At 60.6% G+C, this 23,527-nt stretch carries 23 protein-coding genes and 1 tRNA gene; 9 read left to right on the top strand and 15 right to left on the bottom strand.

The window, feature by feature from the left end:
• Positions 1 to 3: 3 nt before the first annotated feature.
• The 3 genes from HKD24_RS05645 to HKD24_RS15270 all read right to left on the bottom strand — a co-directional run bounded on the left by HKD24_RS05645 (position 4) and on the right by HKD24_RS15270 (position 1,333).
• The gene (locus tag HKD24_RS05645; protein ID WP_194259391.1) at positions 4 to 648 is read right to left on the bottom strand and encodes a hypothetical protein; all 645 of its coding nucleotides are present in this window, start codon (positions 646 to 648) and stop codon (positions 4 to 6) included.
• 145 nt (positions 649 to 793) lie between these two features.
• A complete protein-coding gene (locus HKD24_RS05640) occupies positions 794 to 1,099 on the bottom strand; it encodes a hypothetical protein (protein WP_194259390.1) in 306 nt (101 codons plus the stop codon).
• Between the two features lie 30 nt (positions 1,100 to 1,129).
• Positions 1,130 to 1,333 (bottom strand): helix-turn-helix domain-containing protein, encoded by a 204-nt coding sequence (locus HKD24_RS15270; RefSeq protein WP_228124192.1) that lies wholly within the window; start codon positions 1,331 to 1,333, stop codon positions 1,130 to 1,132.
• Between the two features lie 157 nt (positions 1,334 to 1,490).
• Between HKD24_RS15270 and HKD24_RS05635 the strand changes: the two genes are divergently transcribed.
• The 8 genes from HKD24_RS05635 (at position 1,491) to HKD24_RS05595 (ending at position 8,391) form a co-directional block, all read left to right on the top strand.
• Positions 1,491 to 1,718, top strand: a complete 228-nt coding sequence (locus HKD24_RS05635; protein ID WP_194259389.1) for a hypothetical protein — start codon at positions 1,491 to 1,493, stop codon at positions 1,716 to 1,718.
• Positions 1,715 to 2,131, top strand: a complete 417-nt coding sequence (locus tag HKD24_RS05630; RefSeq protein ID WP_194259388.1) for a hypothetical protein — start codon at positions 1,715 to 1,717, stop codon at positions 2,129 to 2,131. Before HKD24_RS05635 ends, HKD24_RS05630 begins: the two co-directional genes overlap by 4 nt.
• Positions 2,131 to 2,985 carry a hypothetical protein gene (locus tag HKD24_RS05625; RefSeq protein ID WP_194259387.1) on the top strand — a complete coding sequence of 285 codons (855 nt, stop codon included), beginning with the start codon at positions 2,131 to 2,133 and terminating at the stop codon, positions 2,983 to 2,985. Before HKD24_RS05630 ends, HKD24_RS05625 begins: the two co-directional genes overlap by 1 nt.
• Positions 2,986 to 3,170: 185 nt before the next feature.
• Complete coding sequence (locus HKD24_RS05615) at positions 3,171 to 3,971, top strand: hypothetical protein (RefSeq protein WP_194259477.1); 801 nt, start codon at positions 3,171 to 3,173, stop codon at positions 3,969 to 3,971.
• 527 nt (positions 3,972 to 4,498) lie between these two features.
• A complete protein-coding gene (locus HKD24_RS05610) occupies positions 4,499 to 4,897 on the top strand; it encodes a hypothetical protein (RefSeq protein WP_194259386.1) in 399 nt (132 codons plus the stop codon).
• Positions 4,894 to 5,463: a hypothetical protein gene (locus tag HKD24_RS05605; protein WP_194259385.1), complete on the top strand. Its 570-nt coding sequence runs from the start codon at positions 4,894 to 4,896 to the stop codon at positions 5,461 to 5,463. Before HKD24_RS05610 ends, HKD24_RS05605 begins: the two co-directional genes overlap by 4 nt.
• A complete protein-coding gene (locus HKD24_RS05600; RefSeq protein ID WP_407646353.1) occupies positions 5,460 to 6,527 on the top strand; it encodes a DUF7146 domain-containing protein in 1,068 nt (355 codons plus the stop codon). The genes HKD24_RS05605 and HKD24_RS05600 overlap by 4 nt, the downstream gene beginning before the upstream one ends.
• Positions 6,478 to 8,391, top strand: coding sequence for a DUF927 domain-containing protein (locus HKD24_RS05595; RefSeq protein WP_194259384.1), 1,914 nt, complete (start codon positions 6,478 to 6,480; stop codon positions 8,389 to 8,391). Before HKD24_RS05600 ends, HKD24_RS05595 begins: the two co-directional genes overlap by 50 nt.
• Before the next feature lie 874 nt (positions 8,392 to 9,265).
• Here HKD24_RS05595 and HKD24_RS05590 read toward each other — a convergent pair.
• From HKD24_RS05590 to HKD24_RS05550, 9 genes are all read right to left on the bottom strand, one after another.
• Positions 9,266 to 9,341 (bottom strand) — tRNA-Lys (locus tag HKD24_RS05590).
• A gap of 118 nt (positions 9,342 to 9,459) precedes the next feature.
• Positions 9,460 to 10,335 (bottom strand): ParB/RepB/Spo0J family partition protein, encoded by an 876-nt coding sequence (locus HKD24_RS05585; protein WP_194259383.1) that lies wholly within the window; start codon positions 10,333 to 10,335, stop codon positions 9,460 to 9,462.
• A 6-nt stretch (positions 10,336 to 10,341) separates the two neighbouring features.
• The gene (locus HKD24_RS05580) at positions 10,342 to 11,145 is read right to left on the bottom strand and encodes a ParA family protein (RefSeq protein ID WP_194259382.1); all 804 of its coding nucleotides are present in this window, start codon (positions 11,143 to 11,145) and stop codon (positions 10,342 to 10,344) included.
• Positions 11,135 to 11,716 (bottom strand): 16S rRNA (guanine(527)-N(7))-methyltransferase RsmG, encoded by a 582-nt coding sequence (gene rsmG, locus HKD24_RS05575; protein WP_194259381.1) that lies wholly within the window; start codon positions 11,714 to 11,716, stop codon positions 11,135 to 11,137. The genes HKD24_RS05580 and rsmG overlap by 11 nt, the downstream gene beginning before the upstream one ends.
• Positions 11,713 to 13,569, bottom strand: coding sequence for a tRNA uridine-5-carboxymethylaminomethyl(34) synthesis enzyme MnmG (gene mnmG / locus HKD24_RS05570; protein WP_194259380.1), 1,857 nt, complete (start codon positions 13,567 to 13,569; stop codon positions 11,713 to 11,715). The genes rsmG and mnmG overlap by 4 nt, the downstream gene beginning before the upstream one ends.
• 3 nt (positions 13,570 to 13,572) lie before the next feature.
• Positions 13,573 to 14,886 carry a tRNA uridine-5-carboxymethylaminomethyl(34) synthesis GTPase MnmE gene (mnmE, locus tag HKD24_RS05565; RefSeq protein WP_194259379.1) on the bottom strand — a complete coding sequence of 438 codons (1,314 nt, stop codon included), beginning with the start codon at positions 14,884 to 14,886 and terminating at the stop codon, positions 13,573 to 13,575.
• A 127-nt stretch (positions 14,887 to 15,013) separates the two neighbouring features.
• Positions 15,014 to 16,450 carry a cytochrome c gene (locus HKD24_RS05560; protein WP_194259378.1) on the bottom strand — a complete coding sequence of 479 codons (1,437 nt, stop codon included), beginning with the start codon at positions 16,448 to 16,450 and terminating at the stop codon, positions 15,014 to 15,016.
• Between the two features lie 29 nt (positions 16,451 to 16,479).
• Positions 16,480 to 18,753 carry a PQQ-dependent dehydrogenase, methanol/ethanol family gene (locus tag HKD24_RS05555; protein ID WP_194259377.1) on the bottom strand — a complete coding sequence of 758 codons (2,274 nt, stop codon included), beginning with the start codon at positions 18,751 to 18,753 and terminating at the stop codon, positions 16,480 to 16,482.
• Between the two features lie 237 nt (positions 18,754 to 18,990).
• Positions 18,991 to 19,218 (bottom strand): hypothetical protein, encoded by a 228-nt coding sequence (locus HKD24_RS05550; RefSeq protein ID WP_194259376.1) that lies wholly within the window; start codon positions 19,216 to 19,218, stop codon positions 18,991 to 18,993.
• Between HKD24_RS05550 and HKD24_RS05545 the strand changes: the two genes are divergently transcribed.
• A complete protein-coding gene (locus tag HKD24_RS05545; protein ID WP_062511411.1) occupies positions 19,217 to 19,663 on the top strand; it encodes a methylated-DNA--[protein]-cysteine S-methyltransferase in 447 nt (148 codons plus the stop codon). The two genes, HKD24_RS05550 and HKD24_RS05545, sit on opposite strands and share 2 nt — an antisense overlap.
• 92 nt (positions 19,664 to 19,755) lie before the next feature.
• On the opposite strand, the gene rho is transcribed toward HKD24_RS05545, so the two are convergent.
• From rho to HKD24_RS05530, 3 genes are all read right to left on the bottom strand, one after another.
• Positions 19,756 to 21,057: a transcription termination factor Rho gene (rho, locus tag HKD24_RS05540; protein WP_011252631.1), complete on the bottom strand. Its 1,302-nt coding sequence runs from the start codon at positions 21,055 to 21,057 to the stop codon at positions 19,756 to 19,758.
• Positions 21,058 to 21,333: 276 nt separating this feature from the next.
• Entirely contained in the window at positions 21,334 to 22,863 is a 1,530-nt protein-coding gene (locus HKD24_RS05535) for a GMC family oxidoreductase (protein WP_194259375.1), read from the bottom strand.
• Positions 22,864 to 22,877: 14 nt separating this feature from the next.
• Positions 22,878 to 23,525 (bottom strand): gluconate 2-dehydrogenase subunit 3 family protein, encoded by a 648-nt coding sequence (locus HKD24_RS05530; protein ID WP_194259374.1) that lies wholly within the window; start codon positions 23,523 to 23,525, stop codon positions 22,878 to 22,880.
• Positions 23,526 to 23,527: the final 2 nt, after the last annotated feature.

Genomic DNA, 23,527 nt, shown 5'->3' with positions numbered 1-23,527 from the left:
GTCTTATTTTCTCGAAATCTGAATATCGTAGTCCTGCTGGGGCATATCGAGATCGTTGTCCAGCGAGACGTTTTCGAGCTCACCTTTCTTCACGATGAAGATGCGTTCGTGAAAATCAGCAAACTGTTTGTTGAGCAGGCGCAGCGGCCGCGAGAGCTCAGCGCAAACTCCAATGTGCTCATCGCAGCTGACGCATAGATACCATGCTTCTCCTCGGTTCTCTGTAGAGAGAGAGGTGGCAGGCTTTTTAATGAAGAGATCAGGTTGAGCCCCGGCGATTAAATCGATAGAGGCAGTCCCCTTTTCGGAGATGGCGCGGGGATCGTTTTTGACGTCTGCTGCACGATAAACATTCTGGAAGATAATCTTCATTCCAGTTTTGGGATTGAAAACGCCTTCAACGCCGTTTTCATAAAGAGCATCCCAACCTTTGGCCCGGAAAATGAGGCGTAATCCCTGAGTGCCCGCATCATGAGAGTACCAGCCAGGAGCGGTCCGAAGGTTGTCGGCTGTTGTGTTACGCCGCGCTCCAACGGCCATTTTGATCACATGGATCAACTCGTCTCGGGTGACGCCGAAATGCTCTGCCAGACGAGTGATAACGTCTTCTTCGTCTGTTCTGACGATACGTTCTGCAGGAAAGCCCATGACCACACCGTGTTAATTTTTATCTCCTCAAATGTGGGACAGAAAATTAACACGGTCAAGCGAATCTCTGTAGTAGAGTCCGATTTCGCACGGTTAGGTGTGCTGAGCTGGTTGGCAGATTATAATCTGCCCATGTTGCTCATTTTCAAATCTCGTGAAAAGTGGCGCGCTTTGTTTTGTAGTACATGGCTCCGCCGTTATCATGAGTGTCAGTTATGGTGAGTGTATTTCCCGTGGAGATTTCTTTCACGAGAAGAATATAGTTTGGGTCCATACCTTTTAATTGTGTGGGGGCTTCAACCGGCTGTGTCGGATTGCTTGAAAGTCTCCATCCAATTATTTCTACTGCGATTCCTTGGGAGCCGTCCAAGCTCAGCCACATGCAATATTTCTGTCCTATCGTCACATGGTTGACGTTGGTGGCACGAATTTTTCCAGGACAACTAGACATATCTATCTCCAAAAAATTTTGAGTGTGAAATTATGGGGTGCGCAGGCGCACGCCGGGGCCGCCTCCGTTTTGGGGGATGAATTCTACGCCTGCGGCTTCCAGGGCTTTGCGGATGGCGGTGATCGTATTCTCTTTAAGGGGTTCGCCCCGTTCGAGCCGGGCAATCGTATCCGGCGATACATTGGCTTCACGAGCCAAATCACGGACGCCCCAAGCTATGGCGGCACGCGCCATCTTACATTGAACAGGTAGCAAAATCAGAACCCTGATACGATTTTTATTGCAGAGAGATCGTAACTGTGTTCGGATATATGGGCAAGAAATTTGCGGCCGGTAGGGAAGGTGCAAGCTCCCAAACCGACCTAACCACAATCCGAGGGAGTACTCGGCAATGGCTATTCATGCCTTTACCACGTCCGGCTTGTGCCGGGCAGTGATTGCGTCTGTGCATCTTGTATCTGAGGCGGCCCCTGCTGTTCTGGGTGCAGGTCTGTTCCTGCTTTCTGCCCTGACACTGGCTCAGCCGGAGCATCTGCACGGTCCAGCGAAATCCGTTCATCATCATGCCAGACCCTCGCTTCTGCTGGCTTCTGCGAAAGCGGGGGGAGCACGGCCATGACGCACAATCAATCCAAAGCCAGAACGGAGACTGTAGCCGGTCTGGCCCGTCTCGCCGGTTTGGCAGCCATGACGGGAACGGATGCAATCACGGCAGATCCTGTGACGGTCTGTGCGCCGCCTGTTGATGCGCGTCTGGTCGAGCTTTGCGCGGATCTGGCGGCAACGGAGCGGGAGCGTCATCGCCAGATGGAAACAGCGCGCAATTTGACCGCTGTTCAGCTGGGCGGCCTTCTGACCCGGCGTCAGATGCTGATGTCGGCGGTCTGTGAAACCAAAGCGGCCAGCAGGGACGGTCTCAAAGCCAAGGCCCGGGCCGTGCGTCTCGTCCTGGGAGATACGGTGGTGCCGCGAAATATGCGGGAGGCCCTGATGCGCTCCTTGCTGGAAGACATGCAGGGAGGGTTCCTGTGATGGTCGAGACGATCAAAAATGATGCGGCCCATTGTGCTGCAAAGCAGTCTTCTTCTGACGCTGTTCTGGTTCGTTTGTGTGGCGAGTTTGTCCAGGTGATGCGGGCCAAGGATGATCTGATGGAGGCAGAGCCGGCCAGCCCTGAGGCTCAGGCTGTTTCCGATCGGGCGCGTGAGCTGCTGGATGATCTTCTGGTGCAGCGGGCGACGACGCCGGAAGGGCATAAGGCTCAGATGGAAGCTCTGGCCGCACTGGGGCGCCCTCAGATGGATTATGATCGCCTGATTGCGGAGGCTCCGGACTGGTTCGGGCAGATGGCTGCGGCGATCCTGCGGGATCAGGCGCAGGTTATGCGGGCAGATCCGGTGCAAGCGCCTGTTTTTACGTCTGTGGCTGTGTCTGGGCCTTTTGAAATCGCGCAACGGATGCGACGGGCCCAGCTGCTCAAGGATCAGCGGACGGACGCTGTCGAGGTTCTGACGGGGCCTACAGAGATTGTGCAGCAGAGGCAGCTTGCTTTGGATGCTGCTGCGGCGGAAAGCGTGGAGCGCGCCTTGCACGATATGCTGCCACTTCTGCCGTCCGGGTCGCTGGCTGATGCTGCTGTGCAGGTCTTTACAGCATTGGAAACTCTTCGGGCGGTGGATCTGGAGCCGGTTGGTGGAAGCGCTCCTCTGTACCGCTCAGAGAATGTGACACGGGTGGTGAGGTGCTTGTCCTCTGCGTTGCCGGTTCTCATGAAAGCCAGTGAGCGCGATCTGAGCGAGGTGGTGGATGCAGTAACGCTCCAGATGCCAGACCAGGAGCATGGACTGTTCGGGCAGCTCTGGCAGGGCGTGGAGATGCCGGCATGAACGGGACTGCATTACGATCGAGCGGTTCTACGCGGGCCGGTTCTGTTCAGGGCTTGTTCTCGGTTTGCACGGGGGGCATGGTTGGAGCTGGCGCGGCTAGGTCTGGCCGCCGAACGCCGGAACCCCACGTCTGGCCCGCCGCGCCGCTCCAGTTCATGCGTGGGGACGGCTGGCGTGGGGCGGCTATGGAAGAAACTACCGGCAAATGGATAGGGCTGATTGACGCCTTGCCTGAGATCGTCTCTGCGCAGGTCTGGGATCAGTGCCGTGTCGCTTGGGAAGCCTGTCAGTCAAAGGGCGGTTATGCTGCTTTGGCAAGAGCGTTTGCAAAGTCGTACTTTGCCTATAATGCTCGTGTCCACGGTTCTACATCGCCAGCTCGCAATATGCGGCCACCAGTGAGGCCGCCAGAACTCAACGGCATGGACGCGGCCGTTTCTTTATTGCAAGGCGAGATCGTAACCTTTCTTTGTTCTGGTGTCGAAAGAGTTAGATTTTATAGGAGGCGTCAAGGTGATTATCAGACGCCCCCTAATGAGTCCTGGAGGCGATGTGCCCTCCAGTATTCGGACCCGAGAACAGAATCGTCGTCTTTTGAAGATTTTTTCCGGTCTTACTGGGTGCAGTGCGGAACGCCCGATTGGATCCCGGTGGAGTGCATCCAAATATTCCGGGCGGAAGAGACTGCTGCATTTGAGCCTGCCGTCTCCAGTGTGAAAAAGCCGGGTGGCCCTGGTCGACCTGAAAAAGCCGAGACCAAGTTTGCCAGAAGTGTCGCGCGTGGCTGGCTAGAAGAAGAAGGCGAGCGCCTTTCCGAATATGGAAAGCAGTCGAAATGCGAGCAGCACGTTTTGGATCAGCTCGCAAAAAACGGACTAGAGCTCAGCCTGACCAAGGTCCGAACGGTGGTTAAAGAAGAAAGTGCAAAGCTAGAGGCAGAAAAGGAAGACGCCCGGAAATCTGCCAATAATTGGAATGGTCAGTAATTCATTTCTGACCAAACTGGCTGATCTCAAGAGACCTTCTCAAACATCTTCGCATCATTCGGGCTCGGCGTAATGCTGAAGTCTGTAATGCTAGGAAGGTAAAATTTCATGCTTTCTCATCAGCATAAAGGGGATTCCCCCGCGCCGTTGGTTGTGTCTGAACGGCAGGCTGCTGCAATGACTGGATTAGGTTATCGGACACTTCAGGCGATGCGGCTAAGTGGCAATGGGCCTGCTTTCGTCCAGCTGAGCAAGCGGCGTGTCGGTTATAGCGTTGCGGAGTTGGAACGCTGGATTTCTGAGCGCTCTGTGCAGTCCACGGCTGACGCAACAGTACGTTCTCAGAAGGGGCGGCCAGCATGCTGACAACTTCTCATGCTGCTCCCTCTGCTGTGTCTCGGGCTTCTCAGATGGGTGTTCCGCTCTGGGCTCCTCCGGCTGATTCAAAGCCGAATATCTTGGTCCGCTTCCTGAAATTCTGTCGGGGGTGTGACGACTATGTTTGGAATAGTTTTTGGAGGCCGAGCATGGACGAAACGCTTCGGCGCCACGGTCGCTATCAGTTTCGGCCTGTCCCTTCTCAGGCTGCGGTGGTTGGGCTTATGGCGGCGTGGTCCGAATTGCGGAAGATCCTCTTAGCTGATGATTCTTTCGCGGCTTTGGTCCAGGTGAATGGGGAAAAAGAAGCCGCAGATCACTTTCGGTCTCTGAAAGCAGCGCTGATCTGGTTTCGGATCAGTCTGGATGAGGATTGTCGTGCAGTGGAGGCTCGCCGCGGGCTTGATGCCATTGGCTGGCAGAGCATTCTTGCACTGGCTGGAAAGCGCGATAGAGCAGCGGAAAGACTGATCGCTGGGAAGGCGATCGTCGGGTTGGCAGGCGACATCGTAGTTTTGCCTGGCTCTTCTCAGGAGGGCAGGTCATGAGTGTCGGTTTTGCGAGTTTTCGTCTCGGTATTGCCGAACTGGCTATCTTGGGGCTGGTTGCTCCCACACAATGTGACGATCTGCCGGAATGGTCCGTAGAAGATATGGCAGTTTTTCGTCAGGCTGCCGACCTGGTCTTGTGCAACGGCGAGAACGTGCCATGGCCGTTCAGAAATGGCCAAGATGCGCTAACAGAGGCGCGACAAGTCGTAGAGAATATGGAATCCGGCTGGTGGCCTCAGGTTGATGTTTCTGGTGGGTTAGATGATCAAGGAATAATCCCTGTTCATGATCTGACACTGCCAGCGCTTTGGGGGGCAGAGTGTCTCCTCGCTCGGATGGCACATCGCAATCTGTTGGCATCGGTGCCTGCTGTTCAGGCGGTAGAGTTATTCATCGATCGTGCAAATGATCGGCTGGAGGCGTTGCAGGCTTGTCAACGTGAAGGGCGAGTGGCTGATGACGTGCCCTCTCTGGAAGATGCCTGTGAGGATCTCTCAGACGCACTAGCTGAGGCAGGCCCCGTTTTCATGGTCTGGCCGTACGCTAAGCCTGAACCCGCATGAGGTACGATGCGGGCACGCTCTCGCGGATGTTGGCAGAGCGCATCGGTGTTCTGGCGCGGGAGCTTCTGCCAAACGGCCGGAAGGACGGTGCGGAATGGCGGTGTGGCTCTCTGGCGGGCGAAAAGGGACAGAGCCTTGCCGTCCATCTGAATGGTTCCCGGGCAGGTGTCTGGGCTGACTTCAGTTCAGGCGAGCGCGGCGATGCGCTGGATCTGGTAGCGGCCGTCCTGTTCGCGGGAGATCGGCGGGAGGCGATGAAGTGGGCTGTCAGCTGGCTGGGGCTGGGTGACGGAGCTGCACCGACCTTTCGGGCTCCTGAGCGCAGGCAAGTTGCGCTGGATCGCGGGCGTGAGGATCTGGATCAGGACGCCCAGCGCAAGCGGGCATCCGCGCGGAAGCTCTGGCATGACACTCCGGCCGGTATCGCCGGAACACCGGTTGAGGCGTATCTCGCCGGGCGGGGCATTATTCTGCGTGAGCTGGGCCGCGCTCCTGGTGCGCTGCGGTTTAATCCGTCTGTCTGGTGTGCCGAGGTGCAGAGACCGCTTCCCGCCATGATCGCGGCCATCTGCGGACCATCCGGAAAGCTAGTGGCTGTGCATCGGACCTGGTTGGGTGAGACGCCCGGCGGCTGGGTAAAGGCCGACCTTCAGAACGCCAAGAAAGTTCTGGGATCATTCGCGGGCGGATGCGTGCGCCTGTGGCGTGGGGCATCGGGCAAGGCGTTGGGCGTGGCTCCGGAAGGTGACGTGACGGTCATCGCGGAAGGCATCGAGACGGCGCTGTCCGTGGCTGTGGCCTGCCCTGAGTTCCGGGTGTTGTCGGCTGTGTCGCTCAGCAACATGGCGGCCGTCGCTCTGCCGGACACTCTCAAAGACATCATCATCGCGGCTGACAATGACAGCGGGAATGAAAAAGCCCGTCGTGCTCTGGAAGCCGCTCTCAAGAAATTCGCATCGCAGGGCCGCACAGTTCGGCTCGCCATGCCTGAAATCGTACATGGAGACTGGAACGATGTCCTCCGGGGAAAAGACACAGACGGGCAGGAAGAACGGTCGGTCTGATATTCGCAAGGGAATTGAGAACGCCAAGGTGGTCCAGTTTCCGGAAGCCAATCAGGGCAGCGCGAAAGCGCAGGAGGTCAGTGAAGACCGGCGGTTCATTTATCGAGATGATGGGATCTGGCGTCGGAATGGTGATGGTGCTCCCTTTTTCCTCTGTGGTCCCGTCCAGGTGTTGGGAGAATCACGTGATGAGGCTGGGCAGAACTGGGGGTTGCTTCTTGCCTGGCAGGATCGTGACGGTCATCGACATGAGGAAGCCTTTGCGCGTGCCCTGTTCGCTGGTGATGGCAATGAGATCCGGACACGGTTGGCAGATGGTGGCCTCACGCTGGGCGCAGGCGCTAAAGCCAAGGCGGCTTTCCTGGAATGGCTGGCGAGCTTGCAGAGTTCTCAGCGGGCCAGAAGTGTCACGCGGATCGGCTGGCATCGGTTTGGCGGCGGGGATGTGTTTGTCCTGCCAGATGAAACGCTGGGAGAGACCTCTGAGCGAGTGGTGTTGCAGACGTTGGATCGTGAAGCATCGCTGTTCGGAGTTGCTGGCACGGTTGAGGACTGGAAGATCCAGATTGGTGCGCTGTGCATGAAAAACAGCCGGCTGGTCTTTGCCGCGTCCTGTGCGTTTGCCGCGCCGCTTCTGGGGCTGCTGGGTGAAGAAGGCGGCGGTATCTCGTTCAAGGGTTCCAGTCGGTTGGGCAAGAGCACGGCTTTAAGGGTGGCGGCGTCGGTCTGTGGTGGCACGCCTCAGAATGGGGCAGGAGGCTATATTCGCTCCTGGCGCTCTACTGGAAACGGGATCGAAAGCACGGCGCTGGCGAGCTGTGATGTGCTGCTGCCTTTGGATGAAATTGGACAGCTGGATCCGCGTGAAGCTGGTGAGGTCGCCTATCTGCTTTCGAATGGGCAGGGAAAGGCGCGTGCTTCTCGCACGGGTGGAGCGCGGACCGTGGCGCGGTTTCGCATTCTCTTTCTGTCTACCGGTGAGCTCGGACTGGCCGATCTGAACCGGGAGGCCGGAAAGGCGACAAAGGCCGGGCAGGAAGTGCGGTTTGCGGATCTGCCTGCTGATGCCGGACATGGGCAGGGACTGTTTGAGCATGTCCATGACCACGACACGCCGGACGCCTTTGCCCGTCATCTGCGGGTGGTCACGGGGCAATATTTTGGTGCACCGTTGCGTGCGTTTCTTCATCGGCTCACAGAGGATCTGGCGCAGTCAGGGAATGAGGTTGTCCAGGATCGGCTTCGGGTCCGGATGGGCGATATCATGCGCGAATGGTTGCAGTCTTACCCAGAGGCTTCGGGACAGGTGCGGAGTGTCGCTGCACGATTTGCGATGGTGGCGGCGGCCGGTGAGCTGGCGACGCAATACGGGCTGACCGGCTGGGATCAGGACACGCCCGCCGTGATGGCGGGGATCTGCTTCGAGGCATGGCTTGCAGAGCGTGGCACGGTCGGACGGCGAGAGGATGAGCAGGCAGTAGCCCAGCTACGCGACTTCATTGCCAAGAATGGTGAGGCCCGGTTTGAGCGCTGGGTTGATCCTGTCCAAGGGGATGCTGCGCAATCAGAAGAGAGCCAGCCGCCGGGCGAACGGTTCCGTACTCAGAACCGGGCAGGCTGGAAGCGCTGGATGAAGGGAGACGGCGGACGGTATGAATGGCGCTACTTCCTGACCGCTGAAGGGATGTCCGAAGCTCTGGCGGGGCTGAACCGGCGCAATGCTGTGCAGACGCTGATTGAGACGGGATACCTGCTGCCGGGGAAAGCAAAGAACTCTGCAGTCATTTCTCCGCCTGGTCATCGCAACGTCAGGGCCTATGAGGTGAAGGCGTCTATCCTCGGAACGGAGGAGGGGGACCGCTGAGGCGGTCTCCTTTTGCCAAGGTCTGACAATTCAGGAGCAGACTCTTCAGGCAGTCGGGCGGCAAATCATTCGATCAGAAAAGAGGGTGGGGACTTCCACCGCCGGGCGCAAAGCGCCTGGGCATTGGAGGGCCAGCGTCTACCGCATTCTGCCTGCTGGGTCCTGAGATCGGACTGGTCCGGCGCGGCCCGGATGTGTGGTCTGCGCGGTCAGCGCAGGAAGTTTCCTTCCCGCAATTTTCGTCTTGTTATGCGTTATGCGCATGGCTTGTCCATATGAGGCTGGCAGAGCGGAGTTGAACCCAGAAGCGACCGATAGAAGAAAACCGCAGTTTTCCGGGAAATTGTGCGAGCGATCAATAACACCTTTTAGAAGGTGTTACGGGGCAATCCCAAAAGGTGTTATTGAAAAGACCATATAAAACAATGGGTTGGGATGCGAATAACACCTTAACACCTTTAACACCGTTTTTGATGCTAGGGAGAGAAAGGCAGAGCCAGAGACCCGAAGGGTATGCAGAAAATGCATATCTTTCGCAGGGGAGAAGAAGTGGTGCTGGCAGGCGGGGGAGGGTGCCCGGAAAAACGTTTGGGTCCTTCCTGGAGGGGGTGCCATCCGGGGGTAGTTCGCACCCCGGTAAGAGAGGGTCTCAACATAAACCGAAAGTTGGGTTTCTGTTGTTGCTGCTGCTGTTCGGCATCGTCTTGCCTTCGAGTCATGCTGACAGCAAAGACGGTCAATCTTTTTCAGATGAGTCCGGATTGAGTCCGGGAGATCCGCAGAGTCCGCAAAGCCAAAATCCAGCAAGAGCCTTGTAGGCTGTTGGGACAGTCTAAAAATCGCAGATTTTCAAGGGAATAACCGGAGACGGGCATGGTGGGCACACAAGGGCTCGAACCTTGGACCCGCTGATTAAGAGTCAGCTGCTCTACCAACTGAGCTATGTGCCCATGGCCCGTCTACCGGTGGAGCGGCTTATAGCGGGATTCTGCCCCGGGCTGCAAGGGGTTTTTCATCTTTTCGTGCAGTTTAGTGCTGAAAAAATGAAAAACCTTTTATTTCAATGGTTTACCTGCGGTTGAGCAGGCGCATGACGCTCTCGAACTGCTCCAGGGACGTGTAGTCGATTTTCAGGGAGCCGCCTTTTTTTCCGTTGTAGGAAATATGGACTTTCAGTCCGAGGCGGGAGGACAGGTCGTTTTCGATCTGCAAGATTTCTGCGTCCCGTGCCTTTTTGGCCGGTGTCAGGGTATTTTTACCGCCGGTCAGGGCTTCTGTCTGACGCACGTTGAGGCCACGGGCTATGACGATTTTGGCTGCGGCGACCGGATCGGGATGGGTTAGCAGGGCACGGGCGTGACCGGCCGTGAGTTCACCGTTGCGGACGTAGGCGCGGACTTCCGGCGGCAGGTTGAGCAGGCGCATGGTGTTGGTGATATGGGGGCGTGACTTGCCCACGGCGCCGGCCAGTTCTTCCTGCGTCAGGGTGTAGTCCGTGACCAGGCGTTGCAGGCCCTCGGCCTCTTCGATTGGGTTGAGGTCCGCGCGTTGGAGGTTTTCCACCAGAGCGGCGGCCATGGCGTCCGTATCGTCCAGTTCGCGGATATGGACAGGGACGCTGTGCAGACCTGCGAGCTGTGAGGCGCGCCAGCGGCGTTCTCCGGCGATGATCTGGTAATGGCCCAGCTTTTCCGGGTCAGGCCGGACGAGCAGCGGCTGCAGGACGCCGCGTGAGCGGATGGAATCGGCCAGTTCGGACAGACGCTCGGGGTTCATGTCCTTGCGCGGCTGGAAGGGGCTCGGGGCCAGAACATCCACCGGCAGGGACGAGTGCTGCTGCGGCTGGGCGTTCGCGCGTGTGGCGCGGGCGAGTTGCGGCGCCTGATCGCCCAGAAGAGCCGCGAGGCCGCGACCAAGCCGCGGAGAACTGTCCTTTTTGGCCATCGCCGGTTACGCCTTTGCCTTGTTCTTGTTGCGTTTGATCAGTTCGTCTGCCAGCGCCAGATAGGCGATGGCACCCGTGGAGCGGGCGTCATAGTCCAGCACGGGGCTGCCGTGGCTCTGGGCTTCGGAAATGCGGATGTTGCGCGGAATGAGCGTCTCGAACACCTGATCGCCGAAGAAGCCGCGCGCGTCCTGTGCCACGAGTTCGGACAGGTTGTTGCGGCGGTCATACATCGTCAGGACAATGCCTTCGAGATGCAGGTCGGCATTGAAGGCGCGGCGCACGCGGTCGATGGTGCGGACGAGCTGGCTGATGCCTTCGAGCGCGAAGAACTCGCATTGCAGCGGCACGATCACGCTGTCAGAGGCTACCAGTGCATTCAGCGTCAGCAGGCCCAGGCTCGGGGGGCAGTCGATCAGGATGGTGTCGTAATCGCCTTCCAGCGCGCGCAGGGCGTCTCGCAGACGGTATTCGCGACGCTCATCGCCGATCATTTCCAGCTCTGCACCTGCCAGTTCGTTATTGGCGGTGATGATCGCCAGATTGTCGAACTCTGTCGGCTGGGGCAGGGCGTGGGGCTCGGCTTCCACCATCAGCGCGGCATAGGTGCCGGTGTTGCGCTGGTCGTAGTCGATGCCCAGACCGGTGGAGGCGTTGCCCTGCGGGTCCAGATCCACGAGTAGGACGCGCTGTCCCTGACGGGCCAGACCGGCGGCCAGATTGATGGTGGTGGTGGTCTTGCCGACGCCTCCCTTCTGGTTGGTGACGGCAATGATCCGGGTGGTGGAAGATTCGGTTTTAGACGACACGCTTGAAATCACTGACCTTGATGATGGCTCCGCCGGGGTCGGTGCGGCTGGGAATAATGCTGTGGCTCATGTGCCAGTCGGCGCTTGCCTCGGTCAACTCGGCCTGCGCCTTCTGACCCTTCAGGAACAGGCAGAACCCGTCTTCCTTCAGTAATGGCCGCGCCCATTCGAGGAGCCTGTTAAGAGGAGCCAGCGCCCGGGCCGTGATGATGTCGGCCGGAGGGGGGCTGGCGGCTTCGATGCGCTTGGCGATGACCGTGACCCTGGCGTCGCAGATGCGTCCGGCTTCCCGCAGGAAGGCGCATTTGCGCTGGTCCGATTCGATCAGGGTGACGGGGTTTCCGGTGGCGATGGCCAGAATGATGCCCGGAAAACCGCCGCCCGAACCCAGATCGGTGATGGTCGCGCCTTCGGGGATCAGTTCCGCGAGCTGGAGGCTGTCCTCGATGTGGCGGGGCCAGAGTTGGGCGATGTCACGCGGGCTGACGAGATTGATCTTCGCGTTCCACTGCACGAGCAGGTCGGCAAAGCGCTCCAGCCTCTCATGTGTTTCACGTGAAACGGTGGTCATGACAGGGTCCTTACATGGGCCAGCAGGGCGACCAGCGCGGCAGGTGTGACCCCGCGCACGCGCTGTGCTGCGGCGAAGCTGGTCGGGCGGGCCTGGGAAAAGCGCTCGCGCATTTCGCTGCTCAGGCCGCCGATGGCAGTGTAATCCAGATCGGCCGGAAGGGCGATGGCACTTTCGGATGCGAGCTGTCGAATTTCACGATCCTGCCGGTGAAGATAGCCGCCATAGCGCGCTTCGGTCTCGACATGGCGACGCACGCGCAGGGGAAGTTCGGCGAACCAGGGGGCCAGTGTGTCCAGCTTCGTATGGTCGCCATTGCTGGCGAGGACGTCGAGGACTGTGCGCCTGCGGCCATCCAGCGAGACTTCGAAACCGACATCGCGCAGGGTCTGCGGCAGGAAGGTCGTCTCGGCTGCGCGGGCCATGGCGGCGTCGAGTTCCGCTTTCTGGGCGGTGAAGGCGGCTTCACGTTCGGACAGGACGCAGCCTGCGGCGATGCCTCTTGGCGTCAGGCGCAGGTCGGCGTTGTCGGCGCGCAGGGTCAGGCGGTACTCGGCGCGCGAGGTGAACATGCGATAGGGTTCGCTGATGCCGTGCAGGGTCAGATCGTCGATCATAACGCCGAGATAGGCATCGCTTCGGTCCAGCGTGAGCGGTTCATTGCCTGCCGTGGCGCGGGCGGCGTTCAGGCCGGCGAGCAGTCCCTGTGCTCCAGCTTCTTCGTAGCCGGTCGTGCCGTTGATTTGTCCGGCGAGGTACAGGCCCGGCAGGCGGCGGAGTTGCAGGGAGGGCAGAAGCTCCCGCGGGTCCACGTAATCGTATTCGACAGCATACCCGGCCGTGACGATGCGGGCGTTTTCCAGACCGGGCATGGTGGCGATCATCGCGGCCTGTACATCGGCGGGCAGGCTGGTGCTGATGCCGTTCGGGTAGACCAGATCGCCGCCCGGATTGCCGGGCAGAGCTTCGGGCTCCAGAAAGACCTGATGCGAGGTGCGCTCGGCGAAGCGGACCACCTTGTCCTCGATGGACGGGCAGTAGCGTGGGCCGCGACCGGCGATGGCGCCTCCATACATGGCCGAGCGGTGCAGGTTCTCGTTGATGATCCTGTGGGTCTCGGCGGTTGTGTGACTGATGCGGCAGACGACCTGTGGGTTGGTGATGGCCGCCGTCATGGGGCTGAAAGCTTCGGGCTCGGCATCGCCCGGATCGGCCGGGAGGTTGTCCCAGTCGATGCTGTCTTTGGCCAGACGCGGCGGCGTGCCGGTCTTAAGGCGACCCATCTGGAGGCCGAGCGCATAGAGCCGTTCGCCCAGACGTTTTGCCGGGGCTTCGCCGATGCGTCCGGCTTCCGTCTGGGTGTGGCCGACATGGATGACACCGCGCAGGAAGGTTCCGGTGGTCAGCACGACGGCGCCGCAGCGGAACTCGCGGCCGTCTTCGCAGATGATGCCGGTGATGTGGCCGTTCTCTTCGATCAGGTCTCCGGCGGCGCCTTCGAGGATCGTAAGGTTTGGTGTGGCAGCCAGAAGATCCTGAATGGCGGCGCGATAGAGCGAGCGGTCGGCCTGTGCGCGGGGGCCGTGGACGGCTGGCCCTTTGGAGCGGTTGAGCAGTTTGAAGTGGATGCCTGCGCGGTCTGCGGCCTTGCCCATCAGGCCATCGAGCGCATCGATTTCGCGCACGAGATGACCCTTGCCGATCCCGCCGATGGCCGGGTTGCAGGACATGGCGCCGATCGTTTCAAGCCGATGGGTGAGCAGCAGGGTGCGCGCGCCGAAGCGGGCCGATGCCGCTGCGGCTTCACATCCGGCATGACCGCCGCCGATCACGATGACATCGAAATCGCTCAAAACCTACTTCCCGATACAGAACTGCCCGAAAATTGCATCGAGCAGGGATTCAACATCAACACGTCCCGTCAGACGCCCCAGAGCCATCATGGACAGGCGGAGTTCTTCGCCCCGAAGCTCCGGCCATGTCGCGGTTCGCGCGCGGTCCAGATGGGTTGCGGCCTCCTGGATGCCGGCGCGGTGTCTGGCGCGGGTCAGCGGGGGCGCGGCTGAACCGGCCATGAATTCTGCCACCCGTTCGGACAGGACCTGACGCAGCGCAGAGAGGCCTTCGCCGGACTGCGTGCTGATCCCTAACATGCCGGGCGGGGCGGGCGCGATGTCGATTTTCGTCCGGATGGGAATTTCCTGTCCGGATAGGGATTCGAGGCTCTCATCCGGGCCGATCAGATGCAGCACCACATCAGCCTGTTTCACGTGAAACAGGGCGCGACGAATGCCTTCGGCTTCGATCTCGTCTTCGGTTTCGCGCAGGCCGGCCGTGTCGATCAGGCGCAGGCGGACGCCGTCCAGAACCCAGTCGAGCGCGATGGCGTCTCGTGTGGTGCCTGCACGGTGAGTGACGATGGCAGCGTCTGTTCCCGATAACGCATTGAGAAGACTGGATTTTCCTACGTTTGGCGAGCCTGCGATCACGACCGTCAGGCCCTGACGCATGAGTTCGCCGCGGTTGTCCTGAAGATGGGCTGACATCTCTGTCTGGAGCTTTGAGAGTTCCGCGACCAAACCGTCCTCGACGTCCTGTGGCAGTTCTTCGTCCGGGAAGTCGATCAGGGCTTCCTGATGCGCCAGGACAAGACGCAGGCGCTGTGCCCAGTCATCATACAGACGGCTCAGGGCGCCATCGGCCTGACGGAGCGCCTGTTTGCGCTGACTTTCCGTTTCGGCATCTACAAGGTCGGCGATGGCCTCGGCCTGAAGCAGGTCCAATCGTCCTTTCTGCACGGCGCGGCGTGTAAATTCGCCCGGTTCGGCAGGGCGGGCGCCCAGATCGGTCAGGGCGTCGGCAACGCGGGCGATGATGGCGGGGCCTGCGTGGAGATGCAGTTCGAAGCCGTCTTCGCCGGTATAGGAGTTGGGGCCGGGGAGCCAGAGGGCGACGGCGTGATCGAGCACCTCTCCGTTGTGGCGCAGGGTGCGCAGGCTGACGCGGCGGGGTTCGGGGAGACATCCGTTGCAGAGCGCTTTCAGGATCGTATCGCTGCCCGGTCCGCTGGCGCGCATGATCGCGATGGCTGCGCGGGACGGACCCGTGGCCAGTGCGAAAATGACCTGTGGCGTGTTATCAGGGGCGTCCGGGAGGGATGAGCGCGTCATGGGGTTCTATGTAGTGCAGGTGGCCCTGCGGTGAAATGCCCTGTGCAACGCCCTGTGCACAGACACAAAAAAAAGGCGGATCGTTTCCGATCCGCCTCTTCTGTCAGACTGATAGGGAATGGGAAGCTTACTGTGCTTCGTCCACGCCGCTATGGGTCTGCGGGGAGAAGGTCCAGCCTGTGCCGTAAGGCTGCGGCATGTAGGCCATCCAGCCCTGGCTTGAGGTGTTCCAGCCAGCGGTGGAGACCGGAGCGCCCGTCGTACGCAGCTTCTGGATATCAGCAGCGGACACGGTGCCTGGTGCGTTGTTGCCCCATCCCTTGCGCATGAAGTTCACGACATCGGCCATCTGCTGGTCGGAGAGGTGATTCTTGAACCCGGGCATGGCAACAGCGGAAGGCGCGCTATTGGTCGGGGGAAGGATGCCACCGAAGGCCACGACATTGGCGAGCGACGTCGGATCGTCGGTGATGACGACCGGGTTGCCTGCCAGTGGCGGGAACATGCGGTTGACGCCGGCGCCAGTGTTCATATGGCAGATGGCGCAGTTGTCGAGGTAGACCTGAGCCCCTGCGTTGCCCTGAGCGCCCTTCTCCAGAAGCGCGACCGTCTGGCCATTATCTGGACCAAGGTTCTTGCCTTCCGGCACGGCTGGCATGCTCTTGAGGTACTTGGCGGTGGCGCGCAGGTCGTCATCGGTCCAGTGCTGCGTGCTGTAGGCCACCACGTCGGCCATGCCACCGAAGACGGCGGAGTGGTCGATACGGCCGCTCTTGAGGAAGGTGACGATGTCATCTTCAGACCAGCGGCCCAGACCCGTGTCGCTGTTGCTGCGCAGGCTCGGGGCGATCCAGTTGTCGATCGGTGCGCCACCGGCGAGGTAGGCGTTGCCACCAGCCGTGCCGTAAGCCTTGACCTGCATCCCGAAGCCACGGGGCGTGTGACATTCGCCGCAATGGCCCGGTCCGTTGACGAGATATTCGCCGCGGGCGACTTCCGGATCACTGATGCTCTTGTCCACGCCCGGCGTCATGCTCGGGACGAACATGGCGCGCCACATGCCCAGCGGCCAGCGCATGGAGAGCGGCCAGCTGATGTCCGGTGCCTTGTTCTGCTGGGCAACCGGCTTCACGCCATGCATGAAGAAGGCATACATCGCACGGATGTCGTCATCGGACAGACGGGCGAATTCAGGATAGGGCATGGCCGGATAGACCGTTGCACCATCCTTGCGGATGCCTTTGCGAAGGGCCTTCGTGAAGTCCTCCAGGGTGTAGTTGCCGATACCGTGTTCCGGGTCCGGCGTGATGTTGGTCGAATAGATCGTGCCGATCGGGCTCTTGATCTCCAGACCGCCCGCATAGGGCTGTCCGTGAAGGGCCGTATGGCAGGCAATGCAGTCCGACAGGCGGGCGACATATTCGCCACGCTTGATCAGGGCTTCATCGGCGTCCTGGGCATGTGCGGCGCCGAAAGACACCGCCATGAGGCCGATAGCGGCCGCGAGTTTCCATCCCTGTTTCATCTCAGATACCAGCCTGTCCCGAGTTAATGCGTTCAGCATGTCACGTGCTCCTTATGCAAACCGCTGCCTCAGGGGTGATCCGCGGTCGGAACATCGGCCGTGGACTGCGGGACATTGAGGAACTGATCGTTCGGAACGCCAGTTGAGTTTTCACGTGCCTTGACTTCGTCGTCGTAGGATTCGTTCGCGCGCTTCACGATGAAGTTGCGGATATCCTCGATCTGCTCAGGCGTCATGGACGTGTCGAAGCGGTCCATGCCGTAGGCCGTCAGAGCGCCGCGACCGACAAGCTTGTAGAAGCTTTCCTTGGTGCGCGGAGCCCCGGACCAGCGAAGGTCAGGCAGAACGCCACCGGAGATCGCGTTGTCGCCATGGCAGGCCGAGCAGAACGTCTGATACATGAAGTATCCGTTCTTCTGACGAGCCTCGTCATAGGTCGGAACCGGCTTGACCGGGGTAAAGCCCAGCTCATTCTTCGGCGGCAGGCTGTCCTTGCCGTCAAGCGAGAAGGCGATCACGCGGGAATGGTTGACCGTCCAGCCCGAGGTGCGGGCAACGCCGCCGTACAGGAACGGATAGATGCCACCCCAGCCCACTTCAACCGCGACATACTGCTTGCCGTTGGCCGTATAGGTCACCGGCGGAGCGATGATCGCGCTCTGTGCGGGGAAGGAATAGAGATCGTTGCCGTTCGTGGCGTCGTAGGCGTGGAATTCGCCGTTCGCCAGACCCTGGAAGATCACGTTACCCGCCGTGGCGAGAATGCCTCCGTTCCACGGACCCTTGTGGTTGATCGTGAAGGCCGGTGCCATTTTCTCCGGATCCCAGGCAAGCGTCCAGCCTTTGAGAACCTTCAGGAAGTCCTTCTTGGCGGCGACGTGTGCCGGATCTTTGTCGTCGAACAGGCCGATTTTGTTCATGTCGAGGCCGAGGTTCCAGGCGTCATGATACGCCTTGAAGCCGCCTTTCTGGCCATCGTACAGGAGCGGGATCTGCTGTGCCGGGATGTAGACCAGCTTCGTCTTCGGGCTGTAGGCCATGGCGGCGAAGTTATGGCCACCCAGTTCGCCCGGAAGGCCGAGCCAGGGCTTGCCCGTCAGCGTCCACAGGGCGTCAGGCACGTAGTTCGGACGACCCGTGACTGGGTCGAGGCCCGTGGCCCAGTTCTCGTAGGTGTAGGGCTTGCCGGTGATGAATTTACCGGTCTTCGCATCGATGATGTAGAAGAAGCCGTTCTTCGGGGCATGAACGATCACATGGCGCATCTCGCCGTTGACCGGCATGTCGAGCGTCATGATCTGCTGGACGGAGGTGTAATCCCACTCGTCCATCGGCGTTTCCTGGAAATGCCAGACATACTTGCCGGTGTCAGGATTGATCGCGACGATGCTGCCGAGGAAGAGGTTGTCGCCCTTGCCTTCGGAGCGGAACTTGTAGTTCCACGGCGAGCCGTTACCGACGGCCAGGTAAACGAGGTCCGTCACCGGGTCATAGACGAGCGAATCCCAGACGGTTCCGCCGCCGCCCTGCTTCTTCCAGGCGCCGTTCTTGCCCCAGGTCGGGTAGGCCTTGGACATCAGGATGTCGTCGGAGGCTGCGCCGTCGGGCTTGTTGTCGGGGTTCGGAACGGTGAAGAAGCGCCAGTCGAGCTTGCCGGTTTCGGCGTCGAAGGCGGAGACGAAGCCGCGGGCACCGAACTCGGCGCCGCCGTTGCCGATCAGAACCTTACCCTTGGCGATACGGGGAGCACCGTCGATCGTGTAGGACCGCTGATGGCCGAGCGCGGCCTCCTTGGGGATCGTGTAGACGCTCCAGACCAGCTTGCCGGTCTTGGCGTCGAGCGCGATCAGGCGTCCGTCGAACGTGCCGAAATAGACCTTGCCGTTCCAGTAGGCTGCGCCGCGGTTGACGGAGTCACAGCAGCCGCGATCGGCGATGTTGCCGGGAACCTTCGGATCGTAGGACCACAGGAGCTTGCCGGTCGCTGCATCCAGCGCCTTCATCTTGCTCCAGTTGGTCGTGGCGTACATGACGCCATTGACGATCAGGGGGGTGCCTTCCTGGCCGCGGTTCGTGTCCAGATCATAGTGCCAGGCGAGCTTCAGCTTGCCGACGTTGTTCGTGTTGATCTGGTCGAGCGGGCTGTAACGCTGCTCGGAATAGGAACGGCCATAGGACATCCAGTCCCCGGCATGGCCACCATTATCGGCGCTTGTGATTGCTGCGCCGGTATCTTCCTGGGCGAAAGCGACGGGCACAGCTGCTGAGAATGCCAGTGCGGCGGCGCAGCTGAGGAGGCGCTTTTTCGTAACCTTGATCGGCGTCAGTAGACCAGAAGTCATGATCCAACTGTCCTTTTTGTAAAGACTGTTTCCGCTGTGATATTCTGGACCTGTGAAGTCTTGAAAGGAGCAGGGGCAATCCTGTTCCTCTCAAGCCGACGATCGGTACCGGACACCGGCAGCATGAGAACTTACTGAGCCTATTTTATTGCTTAAGACAAACACGGCTTCTGACGTTTCCGTGAGGAATTGGGAGCGACGGTGCCGAAACGGGCTATGAGGTTGCTCACCGAATAATTACACTGGCGTTCCGGAAAACCCCGTGCCACTTTTCAGATACAAAAAATGGCAGTTTTCCAACACATTACAGAATATTGCTGGAAAGCCTACAGAAGCGGTACGATATGCTTGGTAAGCATGTTGCTGTGCCTCGATATGCGCATAGAGCATGGCTAAAAAGTCTCGCCTGGCTGGCAACACTGCCGGATTGACGGTTTCGGGCGGCTCGGGCACCGTGTCGTTCATGCCACAGCTATCTTGCCACTCACCTTTCGGGGCCCTTACCATCAGTGAAGATGAGGGCCAGATCGTCGCTCTGGACTGGGGTTGGGGGCGCGATCAGGAGGAGACTCCACTCCTTCTGAAGGCCCGCGACCTTCTGGAGCGCTATTTTGACGGGGAGTCGGTCGATTTCGACACCCTGCCGTACCGTCCTTACGGGACTCCGTACCGTCAGAAGGTGTGGGATGCGCTGCGCCGGATTCCTTACGGGAAAACACGGACTTACGCGGATATTGCCGCCGAAGTCGGAGGCTCTGCCCGGTCTGTCGGCGGGGCCGTGGGGGCGAATCCGATCCCCATTCTGATCCCCTGTCACCGTGTTGTCGGGCGGTCGGGGCTGGGGGGCTATTCGGGGCTTGGGGGTGTGGCGGACAAGCACGCCATGTTGCATCTGGAAGGCGTTCTTTAAGGAACGGCTTTTCTTCTTCGTCCCGGCACACCGGGCCACAAAAAAGGGGAGCCGAAGCTCCCCTTTTTCATATCGGCCGTGCTGATCATGGATCAGTTGTTCATGGCCTCGAAGAAGTCGTGGTTGGACTTGCTGTATTTGAGCTTGTCCAGCAGGAAGTCCATGGCGTCCATCGTGCCCATCGGGGCCAGGATGCGACGCAGGACCCACATCTTGGACAGCTCGGCGCGGTCCACCAGCAGCTCTTCCTTACGCGTGCCCGACTTGGTGATGTCGATGGCGGGGAAGGTGCGCTTGTCGGCCAGCTTGCGGTCCAGGATGAGCTCGGCGTTGCCGGTGCCCTTGAACTCTTCGAAGATGACTTCGTCCATGCGCGAGCCCGTGTCGATCAGGGCCGTTGCGATGATCGTCAGCGAGCCGCCTTCCTCGATGTTACGCGCAGCGCCGAAGAAGCGCTTGGGGCGCTGCAGGGCGTTGGCGTCCACACCGCCCGTCAGCACCTTGCCCGAGGAGGGGACAACGGTGTTGTAGGCGCGGGCGAGACGGGTGATGGAATCCAGCAGGATGACCACGTCGCGCTTGTGCTCGACGAGGCGCTTGGCCTTTTCCAGCACCATTTCCGTCACCTGGACGTGGCGGGTTGCCGGTTCGTCGAAGGTGGAGGAGACGACTTCGCCGCGGACCGAGCGGGCCATGTCCGTCACTTCTTCCGGGCGTTCGTCGATCAGCAGGACGATCAGGAACACTTCGGGATGATTGGCGGAGATCGACGCTGCGATGCTCTGGAGCATCACGGTCTTGCCGGTGCGGGGCGGGGCGACGATCAGGGCGCGCTGGCCCATGCCGATCGGCGTCACGAGATCGATCACGCGCGGGGTGTAGTCGCGCTGGTCTTTCTTGCCCTTGCCGCGCGGGGAAGATTCCGTGACGGCGGCTTCGGACTGTTCGACTTCCATCTTCAGGCGACGCTCGGGATAGAGCGGCGTGAGGTTGTCGAAGTTGATGCGGGTCCGGACGGTTTCCGGAGCCTCGAAGTTGATGGTGTTGACCTTCAGCAGCGCGAAATAGCGCTCGCCGTCGCGCGGGGCGCGGATCTGGCCTTCAACCGTGTCACCCGGGCGGAGGCCGAAGCGGCGGACCTGGGCGGGGGAGATATAGATGTCGTCAGGGCCGGGAAGGTAGTTGGCTTCCGGGCTGCGCAGGAAACCGAAGCCGTCCGGCAGGATTTCCAGCGTTCCTTCGCCGTAGATCGCCTGATCGCGCTCGGCAAGGGTCTTGAGGATGGCGAACATGATGTCCTGCTTGCGCATGGACGAGACGTTCTCGATCTCCAGTTCCTCTGCATAAGCCAGCAGATCGGCCGGAGATTTCTTCTTGAGTTCGGCGAGATGCATGAAAGACGCGCCTTGATGTGCCGTAAGGGGCAGACCTGATAGGGGAGGATGCGCGACCACACAGAAGACAGGGCGACTGGGCGGGGGCTTCGGGTGTCAGGCGGGGATCCGTAAAGATTTCGCAGGACAGTGAAGCGGGCGTCATCCGGATGGAAAGGGAGACCGGGTGACAGGACGTCACCGGAAAGTCGTCCTTCGATTACCGGAGCGCGCGAACCGGTGTCAAGGCTGGTGCGCGTGCTCCGGAACACTTTGATCCATGTCAGTTTTTCGGGGTCAGGCTTTCAGCATGGCGTCCGCCGTGCGCAGGGAAAGGGACATGATGGCCAGGGCCGGATTGGCGGCGGCGGCGCTAGGGAAGATCGAGTGATCGGAGATCCACAGATTGTCGATATCGAAACTGCGGCCTTCCGGATTGACGACATTGCTGCCCGCATCCGTGCCCATGCGGCAGGTGCCGATCATGTGAGCGGCGCGGTCGATGACGCGGATATCTTTTGCGCCGATGGCCTCCCACATCCGGCTCAGCAGATTGGCGGCATGATTGTGCATGGCCCATTCGTTGGGGCCGTAGGAGTGCTCGATCAGGGGCTTGGGAATGCCAAATGCGTCCTTCTCGTCCGAAAGCGTCACGCGGTTTTCGGGACGGGGGAGACATTCGCCGTTGATGCCCATGCCGGCGGAGCGGTTGTACCCGGCGAGCGCGCGGGCGAAGGCCGGGCCGCGTGTCGTGGTGCTGCGGGCGAGGTTCTGGCCCCAGGTTGCGGGCATCATGCCGAGTGACTGCACCAGATAGCCGCCGACGAAATCCGCGTCTTTGGGACGCATCATGTCTTCGGTAATGGTCAGGGACGGGTAGCCGCGATTGGGGCGGATGTCCTCGTCGAATTCGCCCCAGACCTGCGTGGAAACATGCGTCATGTAGTTCTGGCCGACCTGACCGGAGCTGTTGGCGAGGCCGTTGGTCAGAAGCAGGCGCGGGGTTTCGACGGCACCGGCAGCGAGGACGAGGGTTGCGCATTTCTGGCGGTGTTCGATGCCGTCCTGACGATAGACCACGCCGGTCACGCGGCCGGAGCTGTCGCGTTCGATTGTGTGGGCGAAGCAGCCGGGGCGGAGTTCGGCACCATAAGCGACGGCCATGGGAAGCCAGGTGTTGTCCGCGCCGGATTTGGCGCCGTTGCGGCAGCCCTGATGGCAGGCGCCACAGTTTGCGCAGCTATGGCGAGTGCCGAAATGCGGCTGTTCGATCTCGCGAGTAATGAGGGCAGCCGGACCGTCGGCATGGCGCAGGCCGAGCGCGTCACAGCCTTCCCGCATCTTGAGGGCGGCGGAATTGGCGGGCGGGGGCGGGTAGGCGTAGCGGCGGGTTGGATCCCACGGGTAAGATTTCGGGCCGGAGACGCCGATGAAGGATTCCACGCGCTCGATATAAGGCAGCAGTTCATCCAGACCGAACGGCCAGTCTACGCCCTTGCCGGTTTCGGTGTGCAGGTGGAAGTCGCGGGTGTCCATGCGGGGCATGAAGGCGCCGTAATGCAGCAGGGAACCGCCGAGGCCGGTGCCGCTGTTATTGCCACCGAAAGCCTGCGGGTTTGTGCCGGCGGAAAGGCGTTCGTGCAGCCAGTACAGTTCGCGCGCCGCGATCTCGTCGGGCGTGTGGCCCATGGCGGTGAAGGCGGGGCCGGCTTCGAGCACGACGACGGTTTTGCCATTGCGGGCGAGTTCTGCGGCGAGCGGTGCGCCACCGGCACCGCTACCGACGACGACGGCATCGACGATGTCTGTTTCTGCGAATGTCTTCATGACGGTCGTGCTGTTCATTCCCTGGAGTCTGCCATCTGGGCGAGGGCGGCGGTGGCTTTGGGCTCGAAATCTTCGCGGCTGTTGGGGCCGACTTCGGCGAAGCCCTGAAAGACGGTGTCGCCGCCGGTGAGGCTGGAGGAAATGCCCAGCGCCTGCTGCACGCGTGGATCGCTCATGACGCAGTCCACGACTTCGCCGCGCAGATCGCCAGCCCAGCGTGCCATCTGGGGAATGGAGAGGCGGCCATCGCGGTCGAGGCCGAGCTGACCGGTCATCATGGCGTCGAGCAGGGAGCCGCGCAGTTCCGGGGCCAGATGGATGAAGCGGATGCCGTGCTGTTCGGCTGCAACATCATCGAGCGTCAGAAGGGCTGCTTCCCAGGCTTCGGCATCGGGCGGGAGGTCCGCAAAGCGCCATCCGTCACGGGGACCGGAGAGGGCAGCGTCGATCCGGGCTGTCATGTTGATGTCGGTGCCGGGTGGCAGGATCTCTTCGAGGGGAAGCAGGACGGGGAGGAGTGCATCGAGGACGGCATAGGCCTGAAGCGACAGGGTGCAGGGCTGTGTTTCAGGGGCTGAAAGCCGGGATGTCAGGATGTCGCGGGTGCGGGCGGAGAGGTGGTCGGAGTCCAGAATTTCAGGACGGTCGGGCGGGGGGGACATTG

The sequence above is a fragment of the Gluconobacter vitians genome, assembly GCF_015244565.1.
Lineage (GTDB): Bacteria > Pseudomonadota > Alphaproteobacteria > Acetobacterales > Acetobacteraceae > Gluconobacter > Gluconobacter vitians.
The sequence above is the reverse complement of the archived record's forward strand: the minus strand, read 5'-3'. Positions and strand labels throughout refer to the sequence as shown.